General features: G+C 40.2%; 20 protein-coding genes. 9 read left to right on the forward strand and 11 right to left on the reverse strand.

What is annotated here, in order from left to right:
- Positions 1-40 precede the first annotated feature (40 nt).
- Entirely contained in the window at positions 41-502 is a 462-nt protein-coding gene (locus tag ACH0BF_RS02535; protein WP_340854871.1) for a YkyB family protein, read from the forward strand.
- 200 nt (positions 503-702) lie between these two features.
- Here the strand turns inward: ACH0BF_RS02535 and ACH0BF_RS02540 are convergent, their stop codons facing one another.
- Positions 703-1605: a chemotaxis protein gene (locus tag ACH0BF_RS02540; RefSeq protein ID WP_120036945.1), complete on the reverse strand. Its 903-nt coding sequence runs from the start codon at positions 1603-1605 to the stop codon at positions 703-705.
- A gap of 97 nt (positions 1606-1702) precedes the next feature.
- A complete protein-coding gene (gene corA / locus ACH0BF_RS02545; RefSeq protein WP_340854872.1) occupies positions 1703-2683 on the reverse strand; it encodes a magnesium/cobalt transporter CorA in 981 nt (326 codons plus the stop codon).
- A 91-nt stretch (positions 2684-2774) separates the two neighbouring features.
- On the opposite strand from corA, the gene ACH0BF_RS02550 reads away from it, so the two are divergent.
- Positions 2775-3932: an aminotransferase A gene (locus ACH0BF_RS02550; RefSeq protein WP_120036941.1), complete on the forward strand. Its 1158-nt coding sequence runs from the start codon at positions 2775-2777 to the stop codon at positions 3930-3932.
- Between the two features lie 48 nt (positions 3933-3980).
- On the opposite strand, the gene ACH0BF_RS02555 is transcribed toward ACH0BF_RS02550, so the two are convergent.
- The 3 genes from ACH0BF_RS02555 to ACH0BF_RS02565 form a co-directional block, all read right to left on the reverse strand.
- Entirely contained in the window at positions 3981-4847 is an 867-nt protein-coding gene (locus ACH0BF_RS02555) for an NAD(P)-dependent oxidoreductase (RefSeq protein WP_340854875.1), read from the reverse strand.
- A gap of 239 nt (positions 4848-5086) precedes the next feature.
- Positions 5087-5872, reverse strand: coding sequence for an SDR family oxidoreductase (locus ACH0BF_RS02560; protein ID WP_120036937.1), 786 nt, complete (start codon positions 5870-5872; stop codon positions 5087-5089).
- A gap of 347 nt (positions 5873-6219) precedes the next feature.
- Positions 6220-6414 (reverse strand): hypothetical protein, encoded by a 195-nt coding sequence (locus ACH0BF_RS02565; protein WP_340854879.1) that lies wholly within the window; start codon positions 6412-6414, stop codon positions 6220-6222.
- Positions 6415-6634: 220 nt separating this feature from the next.
- Here ACH0BF_RS02565 and ACH0BF_RS02570 point away from each other — a divergent pair, with 220 nt between their 5' ends.
- The gene (locus tag ACH0BF_RS02570) at positions 6635-6826 is read left to right on the forward strand and encodes a YkvS family protein (RefSeq protein WP_120036935.1); all 192 of its coding nucleotides are present in this window, start codon (positions 6635-6637) and stop codon (positions 6824-6826) included.
- A 220-nt stretch (positions 6827-7046) separates the two neighbouring features.
- Complete coding sequence (locus ACH0BF_RS02575; protein ID WP_120036933.1) at positions 7047-7655, forward strand: CPBP family intramembrane glutamic endopeptidase; 609 nt, start codon at positions 7047-7049, stop codon at positions 7653-7655.
- A 72-nt stretch (positions 7656-7727) separates the two neighbouring features.
- On the opposite strand, the gene ACH0BF_RS02580 is transcribed toward ACH0BF_RS02575, so the two are convergent.
- Positions 7728-8756 carry a YkvI family membrane protein gene (locus ACH0BF_RS02580; RefSeq protein WP_120036931.1) on the reverse strand — a complete coding sequence of 343 codons (1029 nt, stop codon included), beginning with the start codon at positions 8754-8756 and terminating at the stop codon, positions 7728-7730.
- Positions 8757-8942: 186 nt separating this feature from the next.
- On the opposite strand from ACH0BF_RS02580, the gene ACH0BF_RS02585 reads away from it, so the two are divergent.
- The gene (locus ACH0BF_RS02585; protein WP_406908795.1) at positions 8943-11093 is read left to right on the forward strand and encodes an ATP-dependent Clp protease ATP-binding subunit; all 2151 of its coding nucleotides are present in this window, start codon (positions 8943-8945) and stop codon (positions 11091-11093) included.
- A gap of 44 nt (positions 11094-11137) precedes the next feature.
- On the opposite strand, the gene ACH0BF_RS02590 is transcribed toward ACH0BF_RS02585, so the two are convergent.
- Positions 11138-12844, reverse strand: coding sequence for a M3 family oligoendopeptidase (locus ACH0BF_RS02590; protein WP_406908796.1), 1707 nt, complete (start codon positions 12842-12844; stop codon positions 11138-11140).
- 36 nt (positions 12845-12880) lie between these two features.
- Positions 12881-14455 (reverse strand): bifunctional metallophosphatase/5'-nucleotidase, encoded by a 1575-nt coding sequence (locus ACH0BF_RS02595; RefSeq protein ID WP_406908797.1) that lies wholly within the window; start codon positions 14453-14455, stop codon positions 12881-12883.
- A 166-nt stretch (positions 14456-14621) separates the two neighbouring features.
- On the opposite strand from ACH0BF_RS02595, the gene ACH0BF_RS02600 reads away from it, so the two are divergent.
- The 4 genes from ACH0BF_RS02600 to ACH0BF_RS02615 all read left to right on the forward strand — a co-directional run bounded on the left by ACH0BF_RS02600 (position 14622) and on the right by ACH0BF_RS02615 (position 19724).
- Positions 14622-16142 (forward strand): ATP-binding protein, encoded by a 1521-nt coding sequence (locus ACH0BF_RS02600; RefSeq protein ID WP_340854892.1) that lies wholly within the window; start codon positions 14622-14624, stop codon positions 16140-16142.
- Between the two features lie 155 nt (positions 16143-16297).
- On the forward strand, positions 16298-16729 hold the full coding sequence (locus tag ACH0BF_RS02605; RefSeq protein WP_120036921.1) for a hypothetical protein: 432 nt from the start codon (positions 16298-16300) through the stop codon (positions 16727-16729).
- 197 nt (positions 16730-16926) lie between these two features.
- A complete protein-coding gene (locus ACH0BF_RS02610; protein ID WP_340854895.1) occupies positions 16927-17958 on the forward strand; it encodes an acyltransferase family protein in 1032 nt (343 codons plus the stop codon).
- A gap of 14 nt (positions 17959-17972) precedes the next feature.
- Entirely contained in the window at positions 17973-19724 is a 1752-nt protein-coding gene (locus ACH0BF_RS02615) for a B12-binding domain-containing radical SAM protein (protein ID WP_406908798.1), read from the forward strand.
- Positions 19725-19795: 71 nt separating this feature from the next.
- Here the strand turns inward: ACH0BF_RS02615 and ACH0BF_RS02620 are convergent, their stop codons facing one another.
- The 3 genes from ACH0BF_RS02620 to ACH0BF_RS02630 all read right to left on the reverse strand — a co-directional run bounded on the left by ACH0BF_RS02620 (position 19796) and on the right by ACH0BF_RS02630 (position 21666).
- A complete protein-coding gene (locus tag ACH0BF_RS02620) occupies positions 19796-20542 on the reverse strand; it encodes an anti-sigma factor domain-containing protein (RefSeq protein ID WP_406908799.1) in 747 nt (248 codons plus the stop codon).
- Positions 20543-21097 (reverse strand): RNA polymerase sigma factor, encoded by a 555-nt coding sequence (locus ACH0BF_RS02625; protein WP_406908800.1) that lies wholly within the window; start codon positions 21095-21097, stop codon positions 20543-20545.
- Positions 21098-21201: 104 nt separating this feature from the next.
- Entirely contained in the window at positions 21202-21666 is a 465-nt protein-coding gene (locus ACH0BF_RS02630; protein WP_406908801.1) for a COG4315 family predicted lipoprotein, read from the reverse strand.
- Positions 21667-21670: the final 4 nt, after the last annotated feature.

The following is a 21670-nucleotide window of genomic DNA, read 5'->3' on the forward strand; positions in this document are numbered from 1 at the left end:
GTTATAATGGGTTAAAATTAGTCTGAAAGGAGTCTTTTCATTGAGTACTCATAGAGAATCTCCTGCCCATTCTCCATCTACTTCAAACCTCGCTAAAGCAATCTTTACTGTCAACCGGCATGCTAAGACAGCTATAAACCCTAAATATTTATATTTATTAAAGAAAAAAGCACTTTTGAAGATGATACAGGAAGGACGGGCGGAGAAAGCCGGCCTTCACTTTTCCAATAATCCAAAAAATAGTCAGCAGCAGTCCGATGTCCTTGTCGTATGCGGCGACTATACGTTTCACATTCCGCCTTGCAAAGAAGACTTTGCGACTCTTCCTCATTTCGGTAGTTTGGATAAGAAAAAGCGGAACCCGAAAACTTATATGAATTTAACAGAAGCAAAGAAACTCTTACAATTATATACCGGCTTTATGGAAAAAAATGAGCCCTCTGTTCCCCGCAAAAAACAATACCATAAACCGGTATTTAAACCGCTCGGCCAATCTTACTAGCATAGGGTCTAAGCTTCTCCATTCAGAGTTTTCAACTAACTCTTTCTTTTTTGGGAAACCCTGAATGGATGAGAATAGCCTCTATCCTAAAAGATGCCTGTGATTCCCCATTAGAAAAGCATGCTGCCAAAGAACTTTATATAGTGAATATAACAAAAAACACCGGGCGTGATGACCTTGGTGTTTTTTATGTTATATGTTTAGAGAACGAGTCGATCAATATGCTTGATGAGTTCTGCGATTTCTGGTTTGCTTACTTGGGCATCAGCCCCTACTTCGTCTCCTTTGTGGCGCAAGTCTTCAGTAATTAACGAAGAAAAAATCACAATTGGAAGATCTTTCAGCTGGGTATGTTCCTTTACCCGTTTAGTTAAATGGTGACCATCCATTTGCGGCATTTCGATGTCTGTAATTAAAAGCTGTGTCCCTTTTCCGGCAGCTACTTCATCTGCCTGACTCTCCAAGTATGACAAAGCTAGCTTGCCATTTTCAAAAAATTCTACAGCATCATATCCCGCTTCAGCAAGTGTATCACTGATCAGTTTTCTTAATAGCGGAGAATCTTCTGCTACAACCAGTCTTTTGCCCGAACGCTCCCTTTTATCAAGTTGCTTGATTTGCCCAACATGAATACCAGATTGCGGGTTAATGTCTACAATGACTTTCTCGAAGTCGAGCAGTAAGACCATTTCACCATTTATTTTAATAACGCCGATTACTTGGTTGCCGCCTCCCTGGTACATGTCAGATGGCTTTTCAATGTCTTCCCACGAGATTCGGTGAATTCGGGTGACATTCTGAACATGAAAAACGACTTTTTGCTTGTTAAATTCAGTAACAATATACTTATCCGTCTGCCCTGATTCCTGACCAGATAATCCCAAAACTTTTGCCATGTTTACTAGCGGCAGCACTTCCCCGCGCAGCTGGATAATTCCTTCAATATGCTCATGGGCATGTGGAATAAAAGTGACAGCTACCGGCTGAATAATCTCCTTTACTTTAATAACATTGATTCCATATTTATTGCCATGCACTTCAAATTCAACGATTTCCAGTTCGTTTGTTCCACTTTTTAATAGAATTCCATTTTCGCTATTCATTCATTTATCCCCTTATATTTCAATTTATCTTATCATTAATAATGTCGGTTTCTTTCGGGGAATATTTAGACAGATCCTATAGAACAATCACAAATCCTTATTTAAATCGCTTCTTTTTCTTTTTATGCAACTGAAGCCATCCTGCTTTTACAAATATAAAAAACATAGATACGGCAATTACACCCATAACGGCAAGAACAATAAAATACCCGTAAGAAGTGTGTAATTCAGGCATATGATCAAAATTCATGCCATAAATCCCCGCGATAAATGTTAAAGGCATAAAAATCGTTGTGATGACCGTCAATGTCATCATAATGTTATTCATTTTATCCGAGTTTACGGACAAATAGCTGTCACGAACGTCTGAAGAAAATTCGCGGTATGACTCCAGCATCTCCACCAATTTCATTAAATGATCATGAATATCACCAAAATAGATGTGCCGATCCTCTATATATTCGAGCCGGGTTGAGTTCAGCAGCCGATAAAGAAGGTCTCTCATTGGGATAATGGTCCGTCTCAGTTTTGACATATCATGTCGGATATCAAATAATTGGTCAATTAAATTATTCCCTGGATTGGTATCCAGCTCTTCATCTATGCTGTTTAAGGCATCCTCCACATGATAAATCAGCGGAAAGTACTCATCCACGAATCGGTCAATCAATCTATGCAAAATAGCGACTGGGCCCTGTTGCAGTCTCTCATTTTCCAACAGACTTTTCCACACTTCATTTATTTCGGCTATAGGCTGCAAATGAACAGTTACCATCATTTCTTTATTCATGAACACGCCAGTTTCTTTTCCCTCAAGCGTTTGCTGATCAAGAGCATGGATAAGAAAAAAAGCGTAATCCTTATAAAAGTCTAATTTAGGCCGGCCACTTTGATTGTCAAGGCAATCCTCTACCGCCAGAGGGTGAAAACGAAAAAAACGTTTTAGCACTTTTGCTTCCTCTTCATCTGGATTGAAGAAGTCTACCCAATACCAAACTGTATCTTGCGCTTTCACCTCTTCTAGAGAGGAATCAAAGACAAGTTGACCGTCTGTTTTTAAGATACAAATTTTAATCATATTTTTCTCCATTGTTTTCTTCATTTTCACTGGTGTCTGTCTCGTTCAATGCTACAATATATTATATCCATACAGAAAGGCGGAAACCTCATTGGAACACCTTATTAATAAACAAGTAAAAAACATTCAGATTTCTGGAATCCGCAAGTTCTTTAATCTGGTCGGCGGTGTTGATGACATGGTCTCTCTTACAATTGGCCAGCCTGACTTCCTTACGCCAGAACACGTAAAAGTAGCGGGCAAAGAAGCAATCGCTGATAACTTTACAACCTACACTCATAATGCTGGTCTCCTTGAATTGCGAAAAGCGGCAGCCGATTATGTACATAGTAAATACCATTTATCGTATTCTCCCGAATCAGAAGTCATTGTGACCGTTGGAGCTAGCCAAGCAATCGATATTACCCTGCGCACGCTGTTGTCACCGGGTGATGAAGTAATTTTACCAGGTCCCGTTTATCCTGGCTATGAACCAATTATCCAGATGTGCCAAGCAACTGTACGCACAGTTGATACACGGGCAAGTGGATTTAAATTAACTGCAGGGTTGATAAAAGGAGCCCTAACAGATAAAACAAAAGCAGTGATTTTGCCCTATCCGTCTAATCCAACCGGTGTGAGTTTAACAGAAGCGGAATTAAAAGAGATCGCTGACCTTTTAAGAGGAAAAGATATTTTTGTTATCGCAGATGAAATATATAGCGAATTAACATTTGACGCTTCCCATGTGTCTATTGCTTCTTTTTTAAGAGAGCAAACCATCGTATTAAATGGGCTGTCTAAGTCACATGCAATGACAGGCTGGCGGATCGGCTTCTTATTTGCGCCTGAAGAGATCGCCAAGCATATGTTGAAAGTCCATCAATACAATGTATCCTGTGCTTCCTCTGTCTCACAAATGGCTGCGTTAGAAGCTGTGACAACTGGCATCAATGATGCTCTACCGATGCAAGCTGAGTATAAAAAGCGGCGGGATTATGTATTCGATAGGCTTTCCAATATGGGGTTGGACATTGTAAAGCCAGACGGGGCTTTTTATTTCTTTATTGCTATTCCTGATTGGGTGCAAGATTCTTCTTTCGACTTTTGTTACAAACTGGCAATGGAACAAAAAGTAGCTGTTGTTCCCGGCAGCGCCTTTTCCGAGTTCGGTGAAGGGTATTTCCGGCTTTCTTTTGCTTGCTCAATGGAAGAATTACGTAAAGGACTTGATCGCATCGAGGCATTTTTAAACAAAACAAAAAATTAAAAGCGCTTGGAGCCGGCCGGTCAAGCCGCCTCCGAGCACTTTTTCCACCTATCCCCAATATTTAAACAGTGCTTGTGTTCCGCTGGCTTCCTCCCCTCTTGAAGCCAGCTCTTCATACATCTTTTTAGCCAGCGATAGGCCCGGCAGCTCCAATCCCATTTTTTCTGATTCTTCGATCGCTATTCTCATATCCTTTATGAAGTGCTTTACATAAAAACCCGGTGCAAAGTCTCCCCGGATCATTCGCGGGGCCAGATTAGATAAAGACCAACTGCCTGCTGCCCCTGTAGAAATGCTCTTTAACACGCTATCCAAATCAAGTCCAGCCTTTTGTGCATAGAGGAGCGCTTCGCAAACACCAATCATATTTGTTGCAATAGCTATCTGATTGCTCATCTTTGTATGTTGCCCTGCTCCCGCTTCTCCTTGATAGATGATATTACTCCCGAGCGTTTGAAGGAGCGGCAACACTTTTTCAAATGCAGCTTTGTCCCCACCGACCATGATAGCAAGCGTTCCATTTCTTGCACCTGTATCTCCGCCCGAAACTGGTGCATCCAGAGCATCTATTCCTTTTGCTTTTGCTTGTTCATAGATTTTTCGAGCAAGGCTAGGCTGCGAAGTGGTCATGTCGATCACCACCTGGCCTTTCCTTCCTCCTGCCAGGATCCCCTCTGCTCCTAAATATACTTCCTCTACATCATGAGGCTCGCCGACAATCGTAAATACTGCATCTGTTTGACCGGACACTTCAGCTGGCGTTTGGCACCATACAGCCCCTTTAGTGAGCAATTCCTCCGCCTTCTCTTTTGTACGCGTATAAAGAAATAATTGGTGTCCTGCCTCCTGCAAATGGTGCGCCATGCTTTTTCCCATTACTCCTGTACCGATAAACCCAATTTTCATTGTCTGCATCATTTTCCCACCTTTATATTAAAAAACCAGCACCTACCTAATGTTAGGCAGGCAACTTTTACTAACGAATAATTATTTCAAACATATATGTTCTACGGATATACAACAAAAAAAAGACCTGCCATTCAGCAGGTCCCAAGAAAAGGGGGTTGTGAGTGAGAATCTCCAATTGATCATGCTTGGTTATATACTTCCCACTATCCTGCCGAATTAAACCATAAAAAGAAATTTTTTTGTTGTTAAATGGATCGAATCATGCCGCCATCCACCAAGAAACTGCTGCCTGTCATGTAGGTGTTCGCATCAGAGGCTAAGAAAGCGACTACATTAGCAAACTCTTCCGGTTTTCCATACCGGCCAAGCGGTATTCTTTTCTTTATCTGCTCACCCAATTGCTCAACGGAAATTCCTTGCTTCTCAGCATTAATCTCATCTAGATATTTCAGACGATCTGTAGCAATGCGTCCTGGTGCCACTGTATTAACTAAAATTCCATAAGGAGCCAGCTCTTCTGCCAGCGTTTTAGAAAGGCCTACAATTCCTGTACGAAATGTGTTCGATAAAACCAATCCGGAAATCGGCTCTTTAATTGAAGAAGAAGCAATATTAATAATCTTGCCTCCTTGTTTTTTCAAGTAAGGCAACGCTTCTCGTATTGTCCGTATGTACGATAATAAATTCAACTCAAATGCCTGTTGCCATTGCTCATCTGTCATGTCGACAAATGATCCGGCTGGTGGTCCCCCTGCATTATTAACTAAAATATGAATCGTCCCAAATTTCTCAATCGTTTTGTTTACTAATGACTTAATTTCCTCTGGTTTTGTAATATCGCAAACACTATAATCAACCTGGCTCACATTCTCTCTCTGCAGCTGCCGTTTTACCTCTTCCAATTTACCGCCGTTTCTGCTGGCAAGCATAACATTTGCCCCTTCTTCCGCCAATTTTGTAGCAATGGCTTTCCCAAGCCCCTGGCTTGAGGCAAGAACTAATGCTGTTTTTCCTTGAAAAGATCCATCCATCTTAACAGCCTCCCTTCTTCTCTCTATTATTATAGTATATTTCGAATTTTCCTTCATTTGTTGTCTCCTAAGATAATCAGAAAAAGTGTAAATGAATCATGGGGGCAGTACGTTGTGCACTTATAAAAATGTAAAATGATCTACTTTCTCTAAGAAGATTCATGCACGTAAAAAAGGGGGTGTGAACAATAAAAAAATCCGGACAGTAATTTGTCCGGATTAAAATGGGGGGAAAAATGAGAATGAAAAGGCTTGAGTAAATCCTATCATGTACTGTTACTTATTATTACCCGTCTTCTTCGGTTTAAACATTTTTTTGATATTTTTATTTAATGAAAAGCGATTCATCAGCTTCTTGGCTCTTTCATATAATAATATATAACAGAACCCCCCCGTTGTGCCACTCCCCTAAAGTGTTTAAAATCTTCTCTTTTTACCAGCTCTCGTTGAAAAATCAGAAAGTGCTCGTTGCTTACGTGACACTCATTAATTTCACCGTTTTTCAATTGATCCATCAGGTTTTTTGCATCAGTGGCCGTCATATTTTCCCTTCTTTCTGAATTTTTCATCTTATTGGGCAAAATACTTTACTCTTTTACAAAAATAAGGCAAACTGTAAAGTAATTCTTTTTACCATTTATTATAATGCAAAAATGATTGACATCTTTTCCTGTTAGGCCTTACTTTCAAAAGCTTAATATAAATACAACCGAGAAACAACAAGGAAAGCTTTTTAATTTAATCTGTGAAGGAGAGATAAAAATGACGAAAGCAGAAGTGGGGAATGTGATTAAATTTAAAAATGGGTTACAAGGAATTGTTGAAAAAGTAAATGAAAACTCAGTGATCGTTGATCTAACGATTATGGAGAACTTCAGAGAATTAGAAATGGAAGAAAAGACAGTGGTCAACCATAAAAACTATACAATTATCCAATCTTCTGTAAACGCTTAAAAAAGCAGCCGTATATAAGTATACGGCTGCTTTTTTAAGCGTCCTGCATTTTTCTTACACATTGTCAATCTTCTAGGCCCTGATTGTACAGCTATTCTCTTTTGGGCTCCATCCGCCCCTATCAATCTTCCTCTTTTCTTCATTTCAAGGGATTTTCATTCTATTTTTTACATCCTTTTGTTAAAATAAGTGCTGTATGAAAAGAAAGGAGTTCAGAAAGATGGCACTTATTAAGGATTGGCGGCTACTTTTGAGTATCATTCTTGCGCATGTGCTGCTCTACATGACATTCTCAGATCGTGATATATTTTGGTATTTATATACAGCTGCAAATCTTTTCTTCATTAGCTTTGCCATTATTAGCGAAAAGATAGATGATAAGCAAAAGACACGCAGTTATTTAAAATATGGTGTTTTATCCGGACTGCTGTTATATGCTCTCTTCTTTGTGGGGCATCTCCTTCTGCCGGTCCTTCCTTTTTCATGGGAAAAACAAGTAGCCAGTATGTACAAGTGGTACTCTCCCCAGTTCTCCTGGCATTATATTGTATTAATACTAGTTTTTATTCCCGGTGAAGAGCTGTTTTGGCGCGGATTTATTCAAAAACGCCTTTCAGTCTATTTCAATGATTTGACAGCAATCATTGCCGCTTCCATGCTGTATGCTTCCATTTTCCTCTACTCAGATAAATTCATTTGGGTTCTGGCAGCCTTTGTTGCTGGCTTGTTCTGGGGGTCTTTGTATGTGTGGAAACGCAGCATTCCAATGCTTATCATCTCTCATCTTGTGTTTGATGTGCTATTAATTGTGCTGTTTCCGCTTTTATAATAAATAGCCACATCAGCAGGCAATAAAGAAAACAGCTGCTTTCTGTGATAAAACGGACTGTAACAGTCCGTTTTATTTCTTCCAGAGCAATACAAGAAAAACTAAACTGATGAACCCAAATAATGGATATAAAAACCCAAGCAATGCACCATATGAAATTTGACTAAGCAAAAAGCCAGCAGAAAATATGATAACTAATAGAATAGCCGGCGGCCATGAAAGATGGACCTGTAACTGCTGTTTCAATCCATACACATTTCCGATTACAGATGTAAAAATCTCTCCGTAAATAAGAAAGGCATAAACAAAATGAAACGCTGGAATGAGCCATTCAACAATCTGTGCCATAGGTATCTCATAATTGGCAACGTTGACTAATTGAATTAAGCTCACATGGCTTGCGAGCATTAAGCAAGTTAATATTGCCCCTCCAAGAAACGCTCCTCTTTTGATCGTCTGCCTGTCCTTTATCTCAAAAGCTAGCGGCACAAGAACAGCTTGAGCCAAGGCTAAATTAAATGCAGCGTAGCTGAATGGAGAAGTCCACAGCTTCCACGAGTGATCGGCTGTTCCCTCCTTAAAAATGATTTGCCAGAAGTCCGGCTGCTCTACAGCTTTTCCAGCCGCATATATATGAAAAATTACCATAAGCGGGACAACGAATACATTGACAGCAAGCAATCCTGATATTCCCTTTTTCATAATCAAAAAACCGGCGGCTATGCTTAACAGGATGCCTATATTAGCCGGGATTTCGAATCTTTCCTCAAATAATGCTCCTGTTCCTGAAAGCATAACCCCTGTGACTCCAATCAGCATAAAGAATTGAACAAAAGTAGCCACTAATCCAAGCTTCTCACCAAAAAGATAAGCATTAAACTCTTCAAAGGACTTTGCCTGCACATCAATGGCTGCCAGCATAATTTTGGCTCCCAGAAAGATAAACAGACCACCGCTCACCATGATTCCAAGCAGTCCATAAAAACCAAATTGAGAAAAAAACTGAACGATCTCTTTTCCAGTCGCAAACCCCGCTCCAATGATGGTCCCTATGTAAACTGCCGCTATTTGGCAGGCTCCAATCCACGACTTCAAAAGCATCCCCCACTTTAAACGTGTTAGTTCACCTTATGCTTGTCTTCAGCTTTCAAGAAGAAAAAAATATTTTTTAACAAAATAGTTGAAAGTCAAAAAAGGTCAGAGTATAATAAAGTCATAAGGTCAAAGTTAGTCAAAGTCAAAAACTACTTCACTTATAAAAATAATAAACGGAAAGGAATGAAGTGCATGTTGTGTCAAAATTGTCATCAACATCAAGCTAATGTTCAATTCCGTATGAATATTAACGGAAAAACAAAACAACTTTATTTATGCTCAAACTGTTATCAAAAAAATAAACAACAAATGGGAGATGGTGCGATGAACTTTCAACAATTTGGAGGATTTCCCTTTGACGATTTAATGAAAGGTTTCGGTTTTTCTCAGATGAATGGTCAAGCAGCCCCTTCACCAAAAATGCCGACACAACAAACGGGTGGCAATGGCGGAAACGGCTTTCTGGACCAGTTTGGACGTAACCTAACAAACATGGCCAAGAGCGGTTTAATTGATCCAGTGATCGGTCGCGATAAAGAAATCAGCCGTATTATTGAAGTATTGAACCGCCGCAATAAAAATAACCCTGTATTGATCGGTGAACCAGGTACAGGGAAAACAGCCATTGCGGAAGGCCTAGCCGTCAAAATTGCAGAGGGCGATGTACCAGCTAAATTAAAAGAAAAAGAAGTGTACTTGCTAGATGTAGCTTCTCTTGTGGCTAACACAGGGATTCGCGGACAATTTGAAGAAAGAATGAAGCAATTAATTGCGGAGTTGCAGCAACGTAAAAATGTTTTGTTATTTATTGACGAGATCCACTTAATCGTCGGTGCCGGCTCTGCTGAAGGCTCGATGGATGCCGGCAATATTTTGAAACCCGCTCTTGCTCGCGGCGAATTGCAATTGATCGGCGCAACTACTCTGAAGGAGTATCGTCAAATTGAAAAAGACGCTGCGTTAGAACGCCGCTTCCAGCCAGTTCAAGTAAGTGAACCAACAGTAGAAGCAACGATCCAAATCTTGACTGGCTTGCAAAAACGCTATGAGGACTTCCATGAAGTCACCTTTGCAAAAGAAGCGCTGGAAGCTTGCGCAAAATTGTCCCATCGATATATTCAAGACCGCTTCTTGCCTGACAAAGCAATTGATTTGCTCGATGAGGCTGGCTCAAAACTGAATTTAACGATTGATACTCAAGATAAAGAATCAATCAATGAACGCCTTGCTCAAATTGGAAGAGAAAAAGAAGCGGCCTTACAACATGAAGACTACGAAAAGGCAGCAAAGCTGCGTGATGAAGAAACAAAATTAGAAGAAAAACTGCAAGGCGCGGAAGAAACAGTTGAACGTCCAGTCGTAACAGTTGAACATATTCAACAAGTAATTGAAGAAAAAACAGGTATCCCTGTCGGCAAGCTTCAAGAGGACGAACAACAAGCTATGAAGCACTTAGAGAAAAACTTAGCAAAAAAAGTCATTGGACAAGCAGAAGCTGTTCAGAAAGTAGCCAAAGCGATCCGCCGCAGCCGTGCCGGCTTGAAATCACAAAACCGTCCCATCGGTTCCTTCTTATTCGTCGGTCCGACTGGTGTGGGGAAAACAGAACTAACAAAATCGCTCGCTGAAGAATTGTTTGGCTCTAAAGAGGCCATGGTCCGTCTTGATATGAGTGAATTTATGGAAAAACACAGCGTATCTAAATTAATTGGTTCCCCTCCAGGATATGTTGGCCATGAAGAAGCAGGACAGCTGACAGAGAAAGTGCGGCGCAATCCGTACAGCATCATCTTGTTGGATGAAATTGAAAAAGCTCATCCCGATGTACAACATATGTTCCTGCAAATCCTCGAAGACGGCCGGCTTACTGACAGCCAAGGACGTACAGTCAGCTTTAAAGACACGGTTATCATCATGACAAGCAATGCTGGAACAGCGCAAAAAACTATTACTGTCGGTTTTGAGAAAAATAATGCAGTAAAAGAAAGCTCTATTTTAGATTCACTTGGCAGCTTCTTTAAACCAGAATTTTTGAACCGTTTCGATAATATCATCGAATTTAAATCACTTGAAAAAGCCGATTTACGTCAAATTGTTAATTTGATGCTCGCTGAATTGAACGCTACTTTGGAGGAACAGTCTATTACACTCGAAGTCACAGAAGAGGTCAAAGAACGGCTAGGTGAATTAGGCTACCATCCAGAATTCGGAGCCCGCCCGCTTCGCCGTGTGATTCAAGAACAGCTTGAGGACGGAATTGCCGACTTTATCCTTGACCATCCAGAAACAAAACAATTAAAAGCTGTATTAAAAGACAATGATATTCATATCATCGCTGCTTAAAACTCAAAAAGCGTCTGAAGCTCCTTCAGACGCTTTTTTTATATTTATTTGTGATTAGCTATTAACTGTTCCCCTGCTTGGTGAAGCCACTTTTCAATCGGTTCAATGACTCTTTCAATACAGCCTTCTTCAAACGGAGAGATTAAGCCAGCTAGTTTGACTATCTCTGTGAAAGACAAGCTGCCCCCAACCCGGCAAATTTCCACGTAATCCTCCCACGCTTCCTTGCGGTCTTCTCTCATCCGCTTCCAAAATTGGAGAGCACACACTTGAGCAAGAGTATAATCAATATAATAAAACGGTACTTCATAAATGTGCCCCTGGCGCTGCCAGAAGCCCCCTTTCTCTAAATATGAAATGCCATCGTAGTCACGGTGTGGCAAGTATGCTTCCTCAATCTCTTTCCACACGGCTTTTCTCTCTTCAGGAGTCAAATCTGGCTCTTCGTATACTCGATGTTGAAATTCATCCACGGCTGCTCCATAAGGAAGAAACAAAATAGCTTCGCTTAAGTGAGCATATTGATACTTATCTGTGTCCTCCTTAAAAAACAATTCCATCCACGGCCAAGTGAAAAACTCCATGCTCATTGAGTGAATTTCACACGCTTCATAAGTTGGCCATAAATATTCTGGAACGGTAAAGTTCCGGCTCGAATAGACTTGAAAGGCATGCCCCGCTTCATGCGTCAATACATCAATATCCCCCGAAGTTCCATTAAAGTTAGAGAAAATAAATGGAGAGCTGTATCCGGGAATATATGTGCAATATCCTCCGCCTGCTTTTCCCTTTTTTGCTGTAAGATCCATCAACTCATGATCAAGCATAAACTGGAAAAATTCGTCCGTTTCCTGAGAAAGTTCCTGATACATCTTACGGCCATTTTCTACAATCCACTCTGCTGACCCCTTCGGCTTGGCATTTCCCGTCGTGAATTGATAGCCCTCATCGTAAAACTTTAATTCCTTTAAACCAATTCGGTCTGTTTGAGCCTTTCTTAGCCTTGTAGCAAGCGGAACAATATATTTCTTGATTTGCTCGCGGTAGCCTTTTACCATCTTTGCATCATAATCCACTCGATTTAAACGAAAATAGCCAAGCTCTACAAAATTTTGAAAGCCCAGCTTGCGGGCAATTTCTGTACGGATTTTTACTAATTCATCATAGATGGCATCAAATTGGGCTTCATGACGAGCAAAAAAATCAAAGCGAGCTTTTGTCGCCTCTTTTCGTACAGAACGATCCGCAGCTTCTGTAAAAGGTTCGATTTGAGCAAGAGTGAATGTTTTTCCCTGAAAATCAATTTGAGCAGAAGCAACAAGCTGTGTATATTGCGAAGACAGCTTGTTCTCCTTTTCAAGCAGCGGCAATACCTCTTGTGAAAAAGTTTTCACTTGTGCTTCAGCTAAGAGAAAAAGCTGTCTGCCAAAAATGTTCTCAAGTTCATCTCGAAAAGAGGAAGCCAAAAGGGCTTCATTTATCCGCGAGGAAATCCCTTCCATCCTTGGAGAGATTTCGTCCATATACTCTTGTTCCTGCTTGTAAAATGAATCATTCGTATCAATTGTATGTCTGATATGGCAAAGATCCATCATTGTGCTGAGATGGCTGCGGATCTCATTCATTTTATGTAAGGCATCTACTTGCTCTTCCACATCCTTTGCTTCCTTAAACTGTTCAAGACTTTGATCAATCTCTTTTTCCGCTCGTTCAATATCAGGACGTTCATACGTGTATTCACTAAATTTCATACTTGTTGCCTCCTTTTATTCTTTGCTCTTCTATATTTAATAAACGACTCTCCAATTGTGATTAGCCTCTGCTTTAATTGTTCCATGGCTTTTTATATAATTAGCGAGCAATTCTGCCATATCGTCTTGGATTTCTTTAATTACTTTTTTCCCTTTGAACATAAAGTAGTCACCACCCCCGCCTGCACGATAATTATTCATCACTACCCGGTAGAGACGGTCTGCCTCAACAGGTTCCCCATGGTAGGTCAATTTCTCAATTCGGCTGCCTGGGGCCTGATGGACATTAATCGTATAATTAATTCCTTCCCACATATCATAATTATAATGCTGCGGCTTAGGGTAAGAAAATTTCGAGCTCACCCCGGCTCTTCCGTCTGGCAGTATAGTAAAGTAAGAAGCAGAACGCTCCAACGCCCTCTTCATCTCCTCACCAGTAATCTCGATAACAGCTAATGAGTTAGGGTAAATATAGTTTGAGACAATGTCCCTCATTGTAGCCTTGGATGGAAGACCCTTGGCTTCATTATGGAAGAGCGCCGTACAAGAAATATCCGTCTGTGCCGCCTCCATCTGTACTCGATTAACCAGCTCAATAAGCGGATGTTCCTTCAATCTTGCTTGAAAAGGATCATCAATCTGCATGTCCCCCTCTATTGTGCCGATCACCTCATCGAGCCATTGCTGTGTTTGCTTTTCTTCTTCTTGGGCTAATTCAAGGATCGCTCGGTCAGCTTCAAAGCCCTTGGCTTCTATAATCTCAATCGAAACGTTCCCCAGTTCTATTTTTTCTTGCGATACATGAAACTCAGCGGTTACTTGGCCAATAGCTGTTCCGCTAAACCCAGGCTGAACGACAGCCACGCCATTTACGAACTCAGCAGCTATCCGATGTTGATGCCCGGTGAGCAGCACATCAATCCCCTCTACTTCTGTGCAAATACGATAAGCCTGATTTTCTCCCTTTTCTTTCATTTCAATTCTTTCTTTCTTCGAAAGATCTACTTCAAAGCCGCCATGATAAGAAACAATCATCATGTCCGGCTTTTCTACTTCTCGAATATAACGAACCCATTTATCGGCAGCAGCAACTGCATCGGTAAAAATCAATTCAGAAATATGTTCAGGCTTTTCCCAGTTAGGAATATATCCTGTGGTAATGCCAAGTACAGCAGCCTTGATGCCGCCAGCAAAGCTTTTTATAATATAAGGCTGTCCGAAATAAGGCTGATGTGTTTTTTTATGTAAAGTATTTGCACTTAAAAAGGGAAAATTGGCGTCTTGTGAAGCTTTATCTAAAATTTCCAATCCGTAATTAAATTCGTGGTTGCCTAATACCGCTGCGTCATATTGGAGAGCATTCATCGCCTTAATCATTGGATGAATACCGCGGCGCAATGAACGGAAATAAAAGCTAGCCAGTGGTGTTCCCTGAAGAAAATCTCCATTGTCTATTAAAAGCACATCATCGCTTTCTTTCCGTACTTTTTTTATAGCAGTGGAGAGCCGCGCCAGACCGTGAGCAGCTAGCTCATTCGTTCCGTAATGGATGGGAAAAATCGCTCCGTGTACATCACTTGTCTCAAGGATCTTCAGCTGAATCTTTTTCATTCTTCTCCCCCTACAACCGTTATTTATTCTTTTATTCAACTTACACGTTTTTCTTCCATTTTAAAAGAGTCGCCTGATGAAAATTTTTCCTTCACGTAAAGAAGAGAAAATAATAATAGTTTGCTATAATGAAACAGCAATGACTTTCTTAAAAGGACGAAACCGAATGAATAAACGTGAACGATCGATATATTTCTTTATTGTGGTGCTCCCAGCGATTCTATCTATCATTGGCTGTTATCACTTTCTCGCTGAACGTGCTGTTGAACAGCAGCGGGAAAAACTAGAGTGGGCGGCCACCCTTCATCGGAATCAGCTGGACCAATTCATTAACGAAACAAAAGTCAGCATGGATATTCTCGCCGTCAGTACCGAAGAGGAAGTTCAAACTTTAGGTAAAAAAATACAAGCATCAGATAAAGTGCAAACCATATTAAAAAGAATGGTTGGAAAGGACCCGCGTTACGGAGGCATTTATATACTGGATTTTGAAGGTAATCTGCTCATCGGAACAAACGATTTACTAAAACAATACAACCTCAGAAACAAACCATATATCAAAGAAGCCCTATTAACGAAAGACACAGCTGTTTCCGATGAAGCGGAAACATTGTCTAATAATCAGCCTGTGATTGCTATTGCCACACCAGTAATGAAAGATGAACATGTAGAGGCGATTCTCGTGTCTCATATCCGGCTCGATTATTTGAAAAATATTATAAGAATGCTAACACCCGAGTATTCCGTTTCTATCGAGAACGCAAAGCAAATACCTATTTTTGCTGTTAACGAAAGACTGAATTCCGAAGAGATCGAACAGACCGTCGAGTACCCTCTCGCCCAACTGCCTTGGAATTTAATAGTCAAGACTAATAAATCTGATGAAAATCATCTGCTTCCTCTTACTCTACTATTTGGTGTAGCCATTATTGTCCTTCTTCATATCATCTTTTTACTTGTAAAGTATATGATGTTAAAAAGACAAACAAAGTTTGAAAGAATGCAGCAGGAAGCACAAAAACTGGAGTTGATTGGAACGTTAGCCGCGAGTACAGCTCATGAAATACGCAATCCACTAACTGGAATTAAAGGACTCGTCCAGCTGTTAAATGAAAAATACAACCATCCAGAAGATGAATTTTACTTTGATGTAATTAATAAAGAAATTGGACGCATCAACCAGATTGTCAGTGAATTTTTGATTTTAGGTAAGCCAACTGCCCAAAAAATCCAAACTGTTGATATGAGAGAAATTATTTTTGACCTAAACCCGCTAATTCGTTCCGAAGCTAATTTGTATTGTATTGAGTATGAATTAACGCTTCCCGAGCAAGAACTTTGGGTACGAGTGAACACCGATCAGATGAAGCAAGTCCTCCTGAATCTTACAAAAAATGCCTTTGAAGCGATGGAAGAGGGAGGAAAATTGAGCTTAAATGTCTTAAAAGGAGAAGAAAATTGTTACATTACTATTGCCGATACAGGGTCTGGTATTACAAAAGAAGATTTGGAATTAATTTTCAAACCATTTTTCACTTCAAAGGAGAATGGGACGGGACTCGGCCTTGTCGTTTGTAAGAGAATTATTGAATCGTTTGACGGCGTCATTGAAGTAGAAAGCGAATTTGGTTTTGGTACTGTTGTAAACATTATTCTTCCTCTTCAACCTCCTTGTCTTGCTGAATAAATGCTTTTTAATAAGAGACCATTGCAAGCTATACTTGCAATGGTCTCTTAATTATTTATGTAATTTTTATGTTTATGTTCTCTCGAAACAGGTTATATAGCATAGGGATACCGCCTTCAGAAAAACAACTTAAGAGAAATAAAGGAGAAAGAGACATGACTAAGATAGGATGGAATGAAGCGGCATTGGAATGGCACAGTGATTTTTTAAAAATTTATGACCCGTCTATTCACACATATAGAAAAATTCGTTCTCTTGATGAAGCAAAACAATTGATTAAACAATCCTCAGAGCCTTTTATTCGTACAGCTGCTGCGATTTATGCCTTGTCTATGGCAGCAGTACGCGCAACCTATACAGAAACGCAGATTTTCATTGCAAAGCTTGAGAGAGAGTCTCGTCGATTAAAGAAAATGCTTTCCTATTCTCCATTTTCCAGAGAATTGCTTGATCATTTATTGGAAGCAGGAAAGAAATCTCAATCAATTAATGGGATAAAAACGGATATTTACCATGAAGCAATCCGCTTATCTATCAAAATTGAAGATTATTTTAATATAGGAGAAAGCTTAAAACGCCGGGCTTGATAGCCGGCGTTTTTTTAAAAGATTTATCACTTTTTCGTTTTATTCATTTGCCTTTTCCCATAGAGATGTTTATATTTGGCTGCCTGCTTCCTTTTTGCATCATGGCGATTTAAACAGTTTTCCTGTATAATGCTATGTTGTATTTAAAATGATGTGGCAGCCGATGGTTACATAATACTTTTAATTAGGTGGAATTTATGTCTAAAAGAGATTATTATTTTGATAACGCAAAATTTATTTTAATTGTTTTTGTCGTGTTCGGTCATTTTATTCGCTCGTATATCGGTGATAATCCTGTCATCTTCGCTTTGTATACAACCATCTACTTGTTTCATATGCCAGGGTTTATTTTAGTATCAGGTTTTTTTGCTAAAAGCTTTTACAAAAAGGGCTACGTGAAAAAAACGGCCCAGAAAATTCTATTGCCCTTTTTTATTTTCCAAATTATCTATTCCTTTTTTTATTTTTACTTATACGAGGATAAAGCGCTCCATCTCGACTTGCTCGTACCTCATTGGTCCTTATGGTTTTTATTAAGCTTGTTCTTTTGGAACCTATTGCTCGTCATTTCGGTTAAATGGCTAAAAATAAAGCCCGCGGTTCTGATTACTGCCTCCTTCGTTGTTGGTATTGCTATCGGCTGCATTGACGGCCAGCTGGACGTGTTAAGCTTTGCCCGTACGTTTATTTTCTTCCCGTTCTTTTTAATCGGGTATTATTTGAAAAAGGAACATTTCAACCTTCTCGCTCATAAATCTGTTCGTGCTGTTTTATTTCTCGGAGCGCTTGCCGTCTTCTATACGGCTCTTCAATTCCCAGATTTTGACCAGAGATGGCTGCTTGGTTCTTTCTCCTTTGCAGATTTAGGAAGTTCCAATGCAACTGGAATGCTCTACCGGATCGGTATTTATGTGTTAAGCTTTATCATGATCGCTGCTTTTTTCACTTTTGTGCCAAAAAAGAAATTCTTTTTTACCGACTGGGGTAGAAATACACTGTATGTTTACTTATTGCACGGCTTTGTAATCAAAACCTTCCGTGAAAGTGAAGTGAAAGAATCAGCTGAATCCATCGTCCTGCTGTTAATCGCTTCTTTATTTTTAACTATGCTGCTCTCTTCATCAGTAGTGACAACTGTGGCGCAACCGTTTATAGAAACAAGATGGTCCAAGCTAAAAAAAGTATTTTCTAATCGATATGAGGAAAGTAATATATCAGAAAAGCTATAAGGAGAATTTTATTAATGAACGTCGTTCTCAGCACATTAAACGCGAAATATATTCATACGAATTTGGCCATCCGCTATTTAAAAGCTTTCGCAGAACCAGACTATCAGGTGGAGCTGGCTGAATACACAATCAAGGATCCTGCCATTAACATTGTCACAGATCTGTATAAGCGCCAACCCGACATATTAGGGTTCAGCTGCTATATTTGGAACATAGAAGAAACACTCACTGTCATTAAAATGATCAAAAAGGTGCTTCCTGAAACAACGATTATTCTTGGAGGACCAGAAGTTACTTATGATGTGCCCTATTGGCTTGAGCGGATTCCTGAAGCCGACTTTATCGTCATTGGTGAAGGGGAAGAAACGTTCAAACAGCTGCTCAGTGAAATAGACGGGAAGCAAAATTGGAGTGGTGTCAGCGGAATCGGTTACCTGGAAAATGGACAACCGAAGATTAATCCACAACGAAATAAGTTAGATTTACGTGACTTGCCTTCGCCCTTTCGGTTTGAAGAAGACAAATCACAACTATCCAAGCGAATTACGTATATAGAAACAAGCCGCGGCTGTCCGTTCCGCTGCCAGTTCTGCCTTTCTTCCATTGAAGTGGGCGTCCGTTATTTTAACCGTGAGGCTATTAAAGAGGACATTCGTTATTTAATGGCCAATGGAGCAAAAACCATCAAGTTTGTCGATCGAACATTTAACATTAGCCGCAGCTATGCGATGGAAATGTTTCAGTTTCTTATTGACGAACATGTTCCCGGAACCGTTTTTCAATTTGAAATTACCGCTGACATTATGCGGCCCGAAGTAATTGAATTCCTTAACGAAAACGCACCTAAAGGATTGTTCCGGTTTGAGATTGGGGTACAGTCAACGAATGACACAACCAATGAGCTTGTCATGCGCAAGCAAAATTGGTCCAAGCTCGTTCGCACGGTCACGATGGTGAAAGAAGGCGGAAAGATTGATCAGCATCTTGATTTGATTGCCGGTTTGCCTGAAGAAGACTATCGCTCTTTCCGTAAAACATTTAATGATGTCTTTGCACTCCGGCCAGAAGAACTGCAGCTTGGCTTTCTGAAGATGCTGCGAGGCACTGGCCTGCGTATACGGGCAGCTGAACATGATTATGTTTATATGGATCATGCACCATATGAGATTTTAGGTAATAATCTCTTATCTTTTTCAGATATTGTAAAAATTAAGCAGGTTGAAGATGTGCTTGAAAAGTACTGGAATGATCATCGCATGAATGAAACAATTGAATATCTCGTGACCCATTTCTTTGATACACCATTTGACTTTTTTCAGTCTTTTGGGGCTTATTGGGAAGAACAAAGCTGGGGCAGAATTGGCCATCAGTTGGAGGACTTGTTCAAACGTCTGCAAAAGTTTTTGCTTGCTGTCCATCCAGAGCGTTATCTAGAAATTGAAAGCATGATGAAATACGATTATTTAATGAACCAGCGGTACAAACCTAGAAAGCCTTGGTGGGAACCTGCACTAAAAAAACAGGAACGTTCTTTTCTTTATCAAAAAATCTTACAAAATCCTCTCCTCCTCGGCCCTGAATTTGCCAAGCTCGGTCTGACAGAGAGAGACATATATAAACATACGATGATTGAACCATTAACGATGTCCTTCGTAGACGGCAGCTGGTTGAAGCGTCCTAATTATCTTGTGGCTTATTTTGAACCAACAACTGGCCAGCCAACCATTTTCTTCATGGAAAACGAAGCAGCAACAAAGGCCATCTAATAATAAACTTTCCTTCATGCCATCAGGCTGATTTCCTCTTGTCAGGAAAATCAGCCTGATTTTTTTCGCAATTAGGAGGAGCCAACAATTTTTTCCCCACGTGGCTCGATACTGTATTGATCAGGCTCGACTGTAATGCCAATCTGATCAAACTTCAAATCCTGCGCAAGCTGATATGTCAATATTCCGGCTCCACTTTCATCCGGTTTAAATATGCCAGCGCTTTCCCTCTTGCCGTTATTTAGCAGCCATACTTGGTAAACTTCTGACCCGGCCAACTGCGGCAAATGGTTCACTTGCACAACCAGGCTCCTTGTCTTTCCCTGCTGCAATATAACAGCAGAGCCATCGGTGTTTAGATGTTTAACTCCAACCTCCGCAGCCTGGAGAGAGAATGTAGATACTACTCTCGCAGGCTGTTCATTGTTTCGGCTGCTTTGAGCCATTTCATTGCGCAAATGACTATTGGCAAATACTAAAACAATGACAAGCCCTGTTAATAAAAGAACGGTTATACTAGCTGCGGGCGGGAACTGTTTAAAAAGTGCATTTGTCCATTCATTTATATAAGCCCTCCCTGTTTTCTTTTCATTTTCTTCTTTCTCATCAAAAATAAAGTCCATCACTTCTGATTTTAACGTTTCCGGTACCTCTTGTTCCTCTATGTCTAAATATAAGGAATGCCAGACATCGGTCATTTGCTCATACTCCTTTAAACAGTCAGGGCAGCGCTGCAAATGCTCTTTGAACCTTCTCTTTTTCCTTTTATCCAGATCATTGGCAATAAATGAAAGCAGGTAGTCACATTCCCTGTCCATCTACAAATCCTCCACTTCTAGATACTTTTTTAATTGTTTTAAAGACTGATGCAACCTGCTCTTCACCGTCCCGACTGGTTCATTCTCCATTTGAGCGATTTCTGTTAAGGAAAAACCTTTCCAATAAAATAAATCAATTAATCTTTGTTGTGCCGCATTTAGCTTGTTTTTCGCAGCTGATACCGCGTTGGAAGTTAATCTTTGTTCTATTTCATCCACAGGATTAGTCCATTTCATAAAAGTATGCTCATAAATTTGCTCATTATTTTTAATATGCAGACTATCTTTTCGAATATAATCCACACACACATTCCGTGTAATCGTCAAAAGCCAACTAATAAATTTTCCTTTCGTAGAATTATAGCTGCTCTTTGTCGTCCATAGCTTGAGAAAAACCAGCTGAACCATTTCCTTAGTCGAGTCTACATTCCCATTTGAAAATTTAAACGCGAAGCTGTAAATCAATTTTGCATAACGGTCATACAGCTCCTCCAGGGCAGGCCGGTGTTTGTTCATCACCAGCCTCATTAACTCCTCGTCGCTTTTCCCCTTCAATTAATCCCACCCTCCTTACAGTAGCCAACTATTCCCGGTTCATTAAGTTCCCTATACAATAAAGAACCGCCGCTCCTGCGGCCGTTCTATGAATCTATCTTTCCCTACTGAAAATTAATATTTTTATTTACAATATACCAAACGCCCTTTACTCCCTGTCCCTTTCTATCTCCTTCCTGTTTGTCTCCGGCAAAGTAATAAAGCGGATAACCTTTATATGTTACTTGCTCTTGCCCGTCATCCTCTCTTGTTATAGACCCAAAATCTTCTTTCTTGTATCCTGTTGGCACTTCAAACTCCTTTTCTGTAAATGGCGGCCATTTTTTTAAGCATTCACCTCTGCAATTGCTTGTCCCCTCTTTATCCTTTTTAAAATAATAAAGAGTGATCCCTTTAGAATCAGCGAGATATTCACCAACCGATTGATCTTCAAGTAGCCTTAACTCTGGTGCTTCCTTTACCGGGGCATCTTTGACCGCTGCTGATTCACTCGGGTTTTCTGCTTTTCCACATGCTGACAAAACGACTAAGGCTGAAAATATACATAGGAGCCATCGTTTTTTATTCATTCTT

The sequence above is a fragment of the Pseudobacillus sp. 179-B 2D1 NHS genome (assembly GCF_045370945.1).
Classification (GTDB): domain Bacteria; phylum Bacillota; class Bacilli; order Bacillales; family Domibacillaceae; genus Pseudobacillus.

Bases quoted from the DNA above. Each gene is read 5' to 3' on its own strand.
- ACH0BF_RS02540 (WP_120036945.1), bottom strand. From the start codon at position 1,605: ATGAATAGCGAAAATGGAATTCTATTAAAAAGTGGAACAAACGAACTG.
- corA (WP_340854872.1), bottom strand. From the start codon at position 2,683: ATGATTAAAATTTGTATCTTAAAAACAGACGGTCAACTTGTCTTTGAT.
- ACH0BF_RS02555 (WP_340854875.1), bottom strand. From the start codon at position 4,847: ATGCAGACAATGAAAATTGGGTTTATCGGTACAGGAGTAATGGGAAAA.
- ACH0BF_RS02560 (WP_120036937.1), bottom strand. From the start codon at position 5,872: ATGGATGGATCTTTTCAAGGAAAAACAGCATTAGTTCTTGCCTCAAGC.
- ACH0BF_RS02565 (WP_340854879.1), bottom strand. From the start codon at position 6,414: ATGACGGCCACTGATGCAAAAAACCTGATGGATCAATTGAAAAACGGT.
- ACH0BF_RS02570 (WP_120036935.1), top strand. From the start codon at position 6,635: ATGACGAAAGCAGAAGTGGGGAATGTGATTAAATTTAAAAATGGGTTA.
- ACH0BF_RS02575 (WP_120036933.1), top strand. From the start codon at position 7,047: ATGGCACTTATTAAGGATTGGCGGCTACTTTTGAGTATCATTCTTGCG.
- ACH0BF_RS02580 (WP_120036931.1), bottom strand. From the start codon at position 8,756: ATGCTTTTGAAGTCGTGGATTGGAGCCTGCCAAATAGCGGCAGTTTAC.
- ACH0BF_RS02585 (WP_406908795.1), top strand. From the start codon at position 8,943: ATGTTGTGTCAAAATTGTCATCAACATCAAGCTAATGTTCAATTCCGT.
- ACH0BF_RS02590 (WP_406908796.1), bottom strand. From the start codon at position 12,844: ATGAAATTTAGTGAATACACGTATGAACGTCCTGATATTGAACGAGCG.
- ACH0BF_RS02595 (WP_406908797.1), bottom strand. From the start codon at position 14,455: ATGAAAAAGATTCAGCTGAAGATCCTTGAGACAAGTGATGTACACGGA.
- ACH0BF_RS02600 (WP_340854892.1), top strand. From the start codon at position 14,622: ATGAATAAACGTGAACGATCGATATATTTCTTTATTGTGGTGCTCCCA.
- ACH0BF_RS02605 (WP_120036921.1), top strand. From the start codon at position 16,298: ATGACTAAGATAGGATGGAATGAAGCGGCATTGGAATGGCACAGTGAT.
- ACH0BF_RS02610 (WP_340854895.1), top strand. From the start codon at position 16,927: ATGTCTAAAAGAGATTATTATTTTGATAACGCAAAATTTATTTTAATT.
- ACH0BF_RS02615 (WP_406908798.1), top strand. From the start codon at position 17,973: ATGAACGTCGTTCTCAGCACATTAAACGCGAAATATATTCATACGAAT.
- ACH0BF_RS02620 (WP_406908799.1), bottom strand. From the start codon at position 20,542: ATGGACAGGGAATGTGACTACCTGCTTTCATTTATTGCCAATGATCTG.
- ACH0BF_RS02630 (WP_406908801.1), bottom strand. From the start codon at position 21,666: ATGAATAAAAAACGATGGCTCCTATGTATATTTTCAGCCTTAGTCGTT.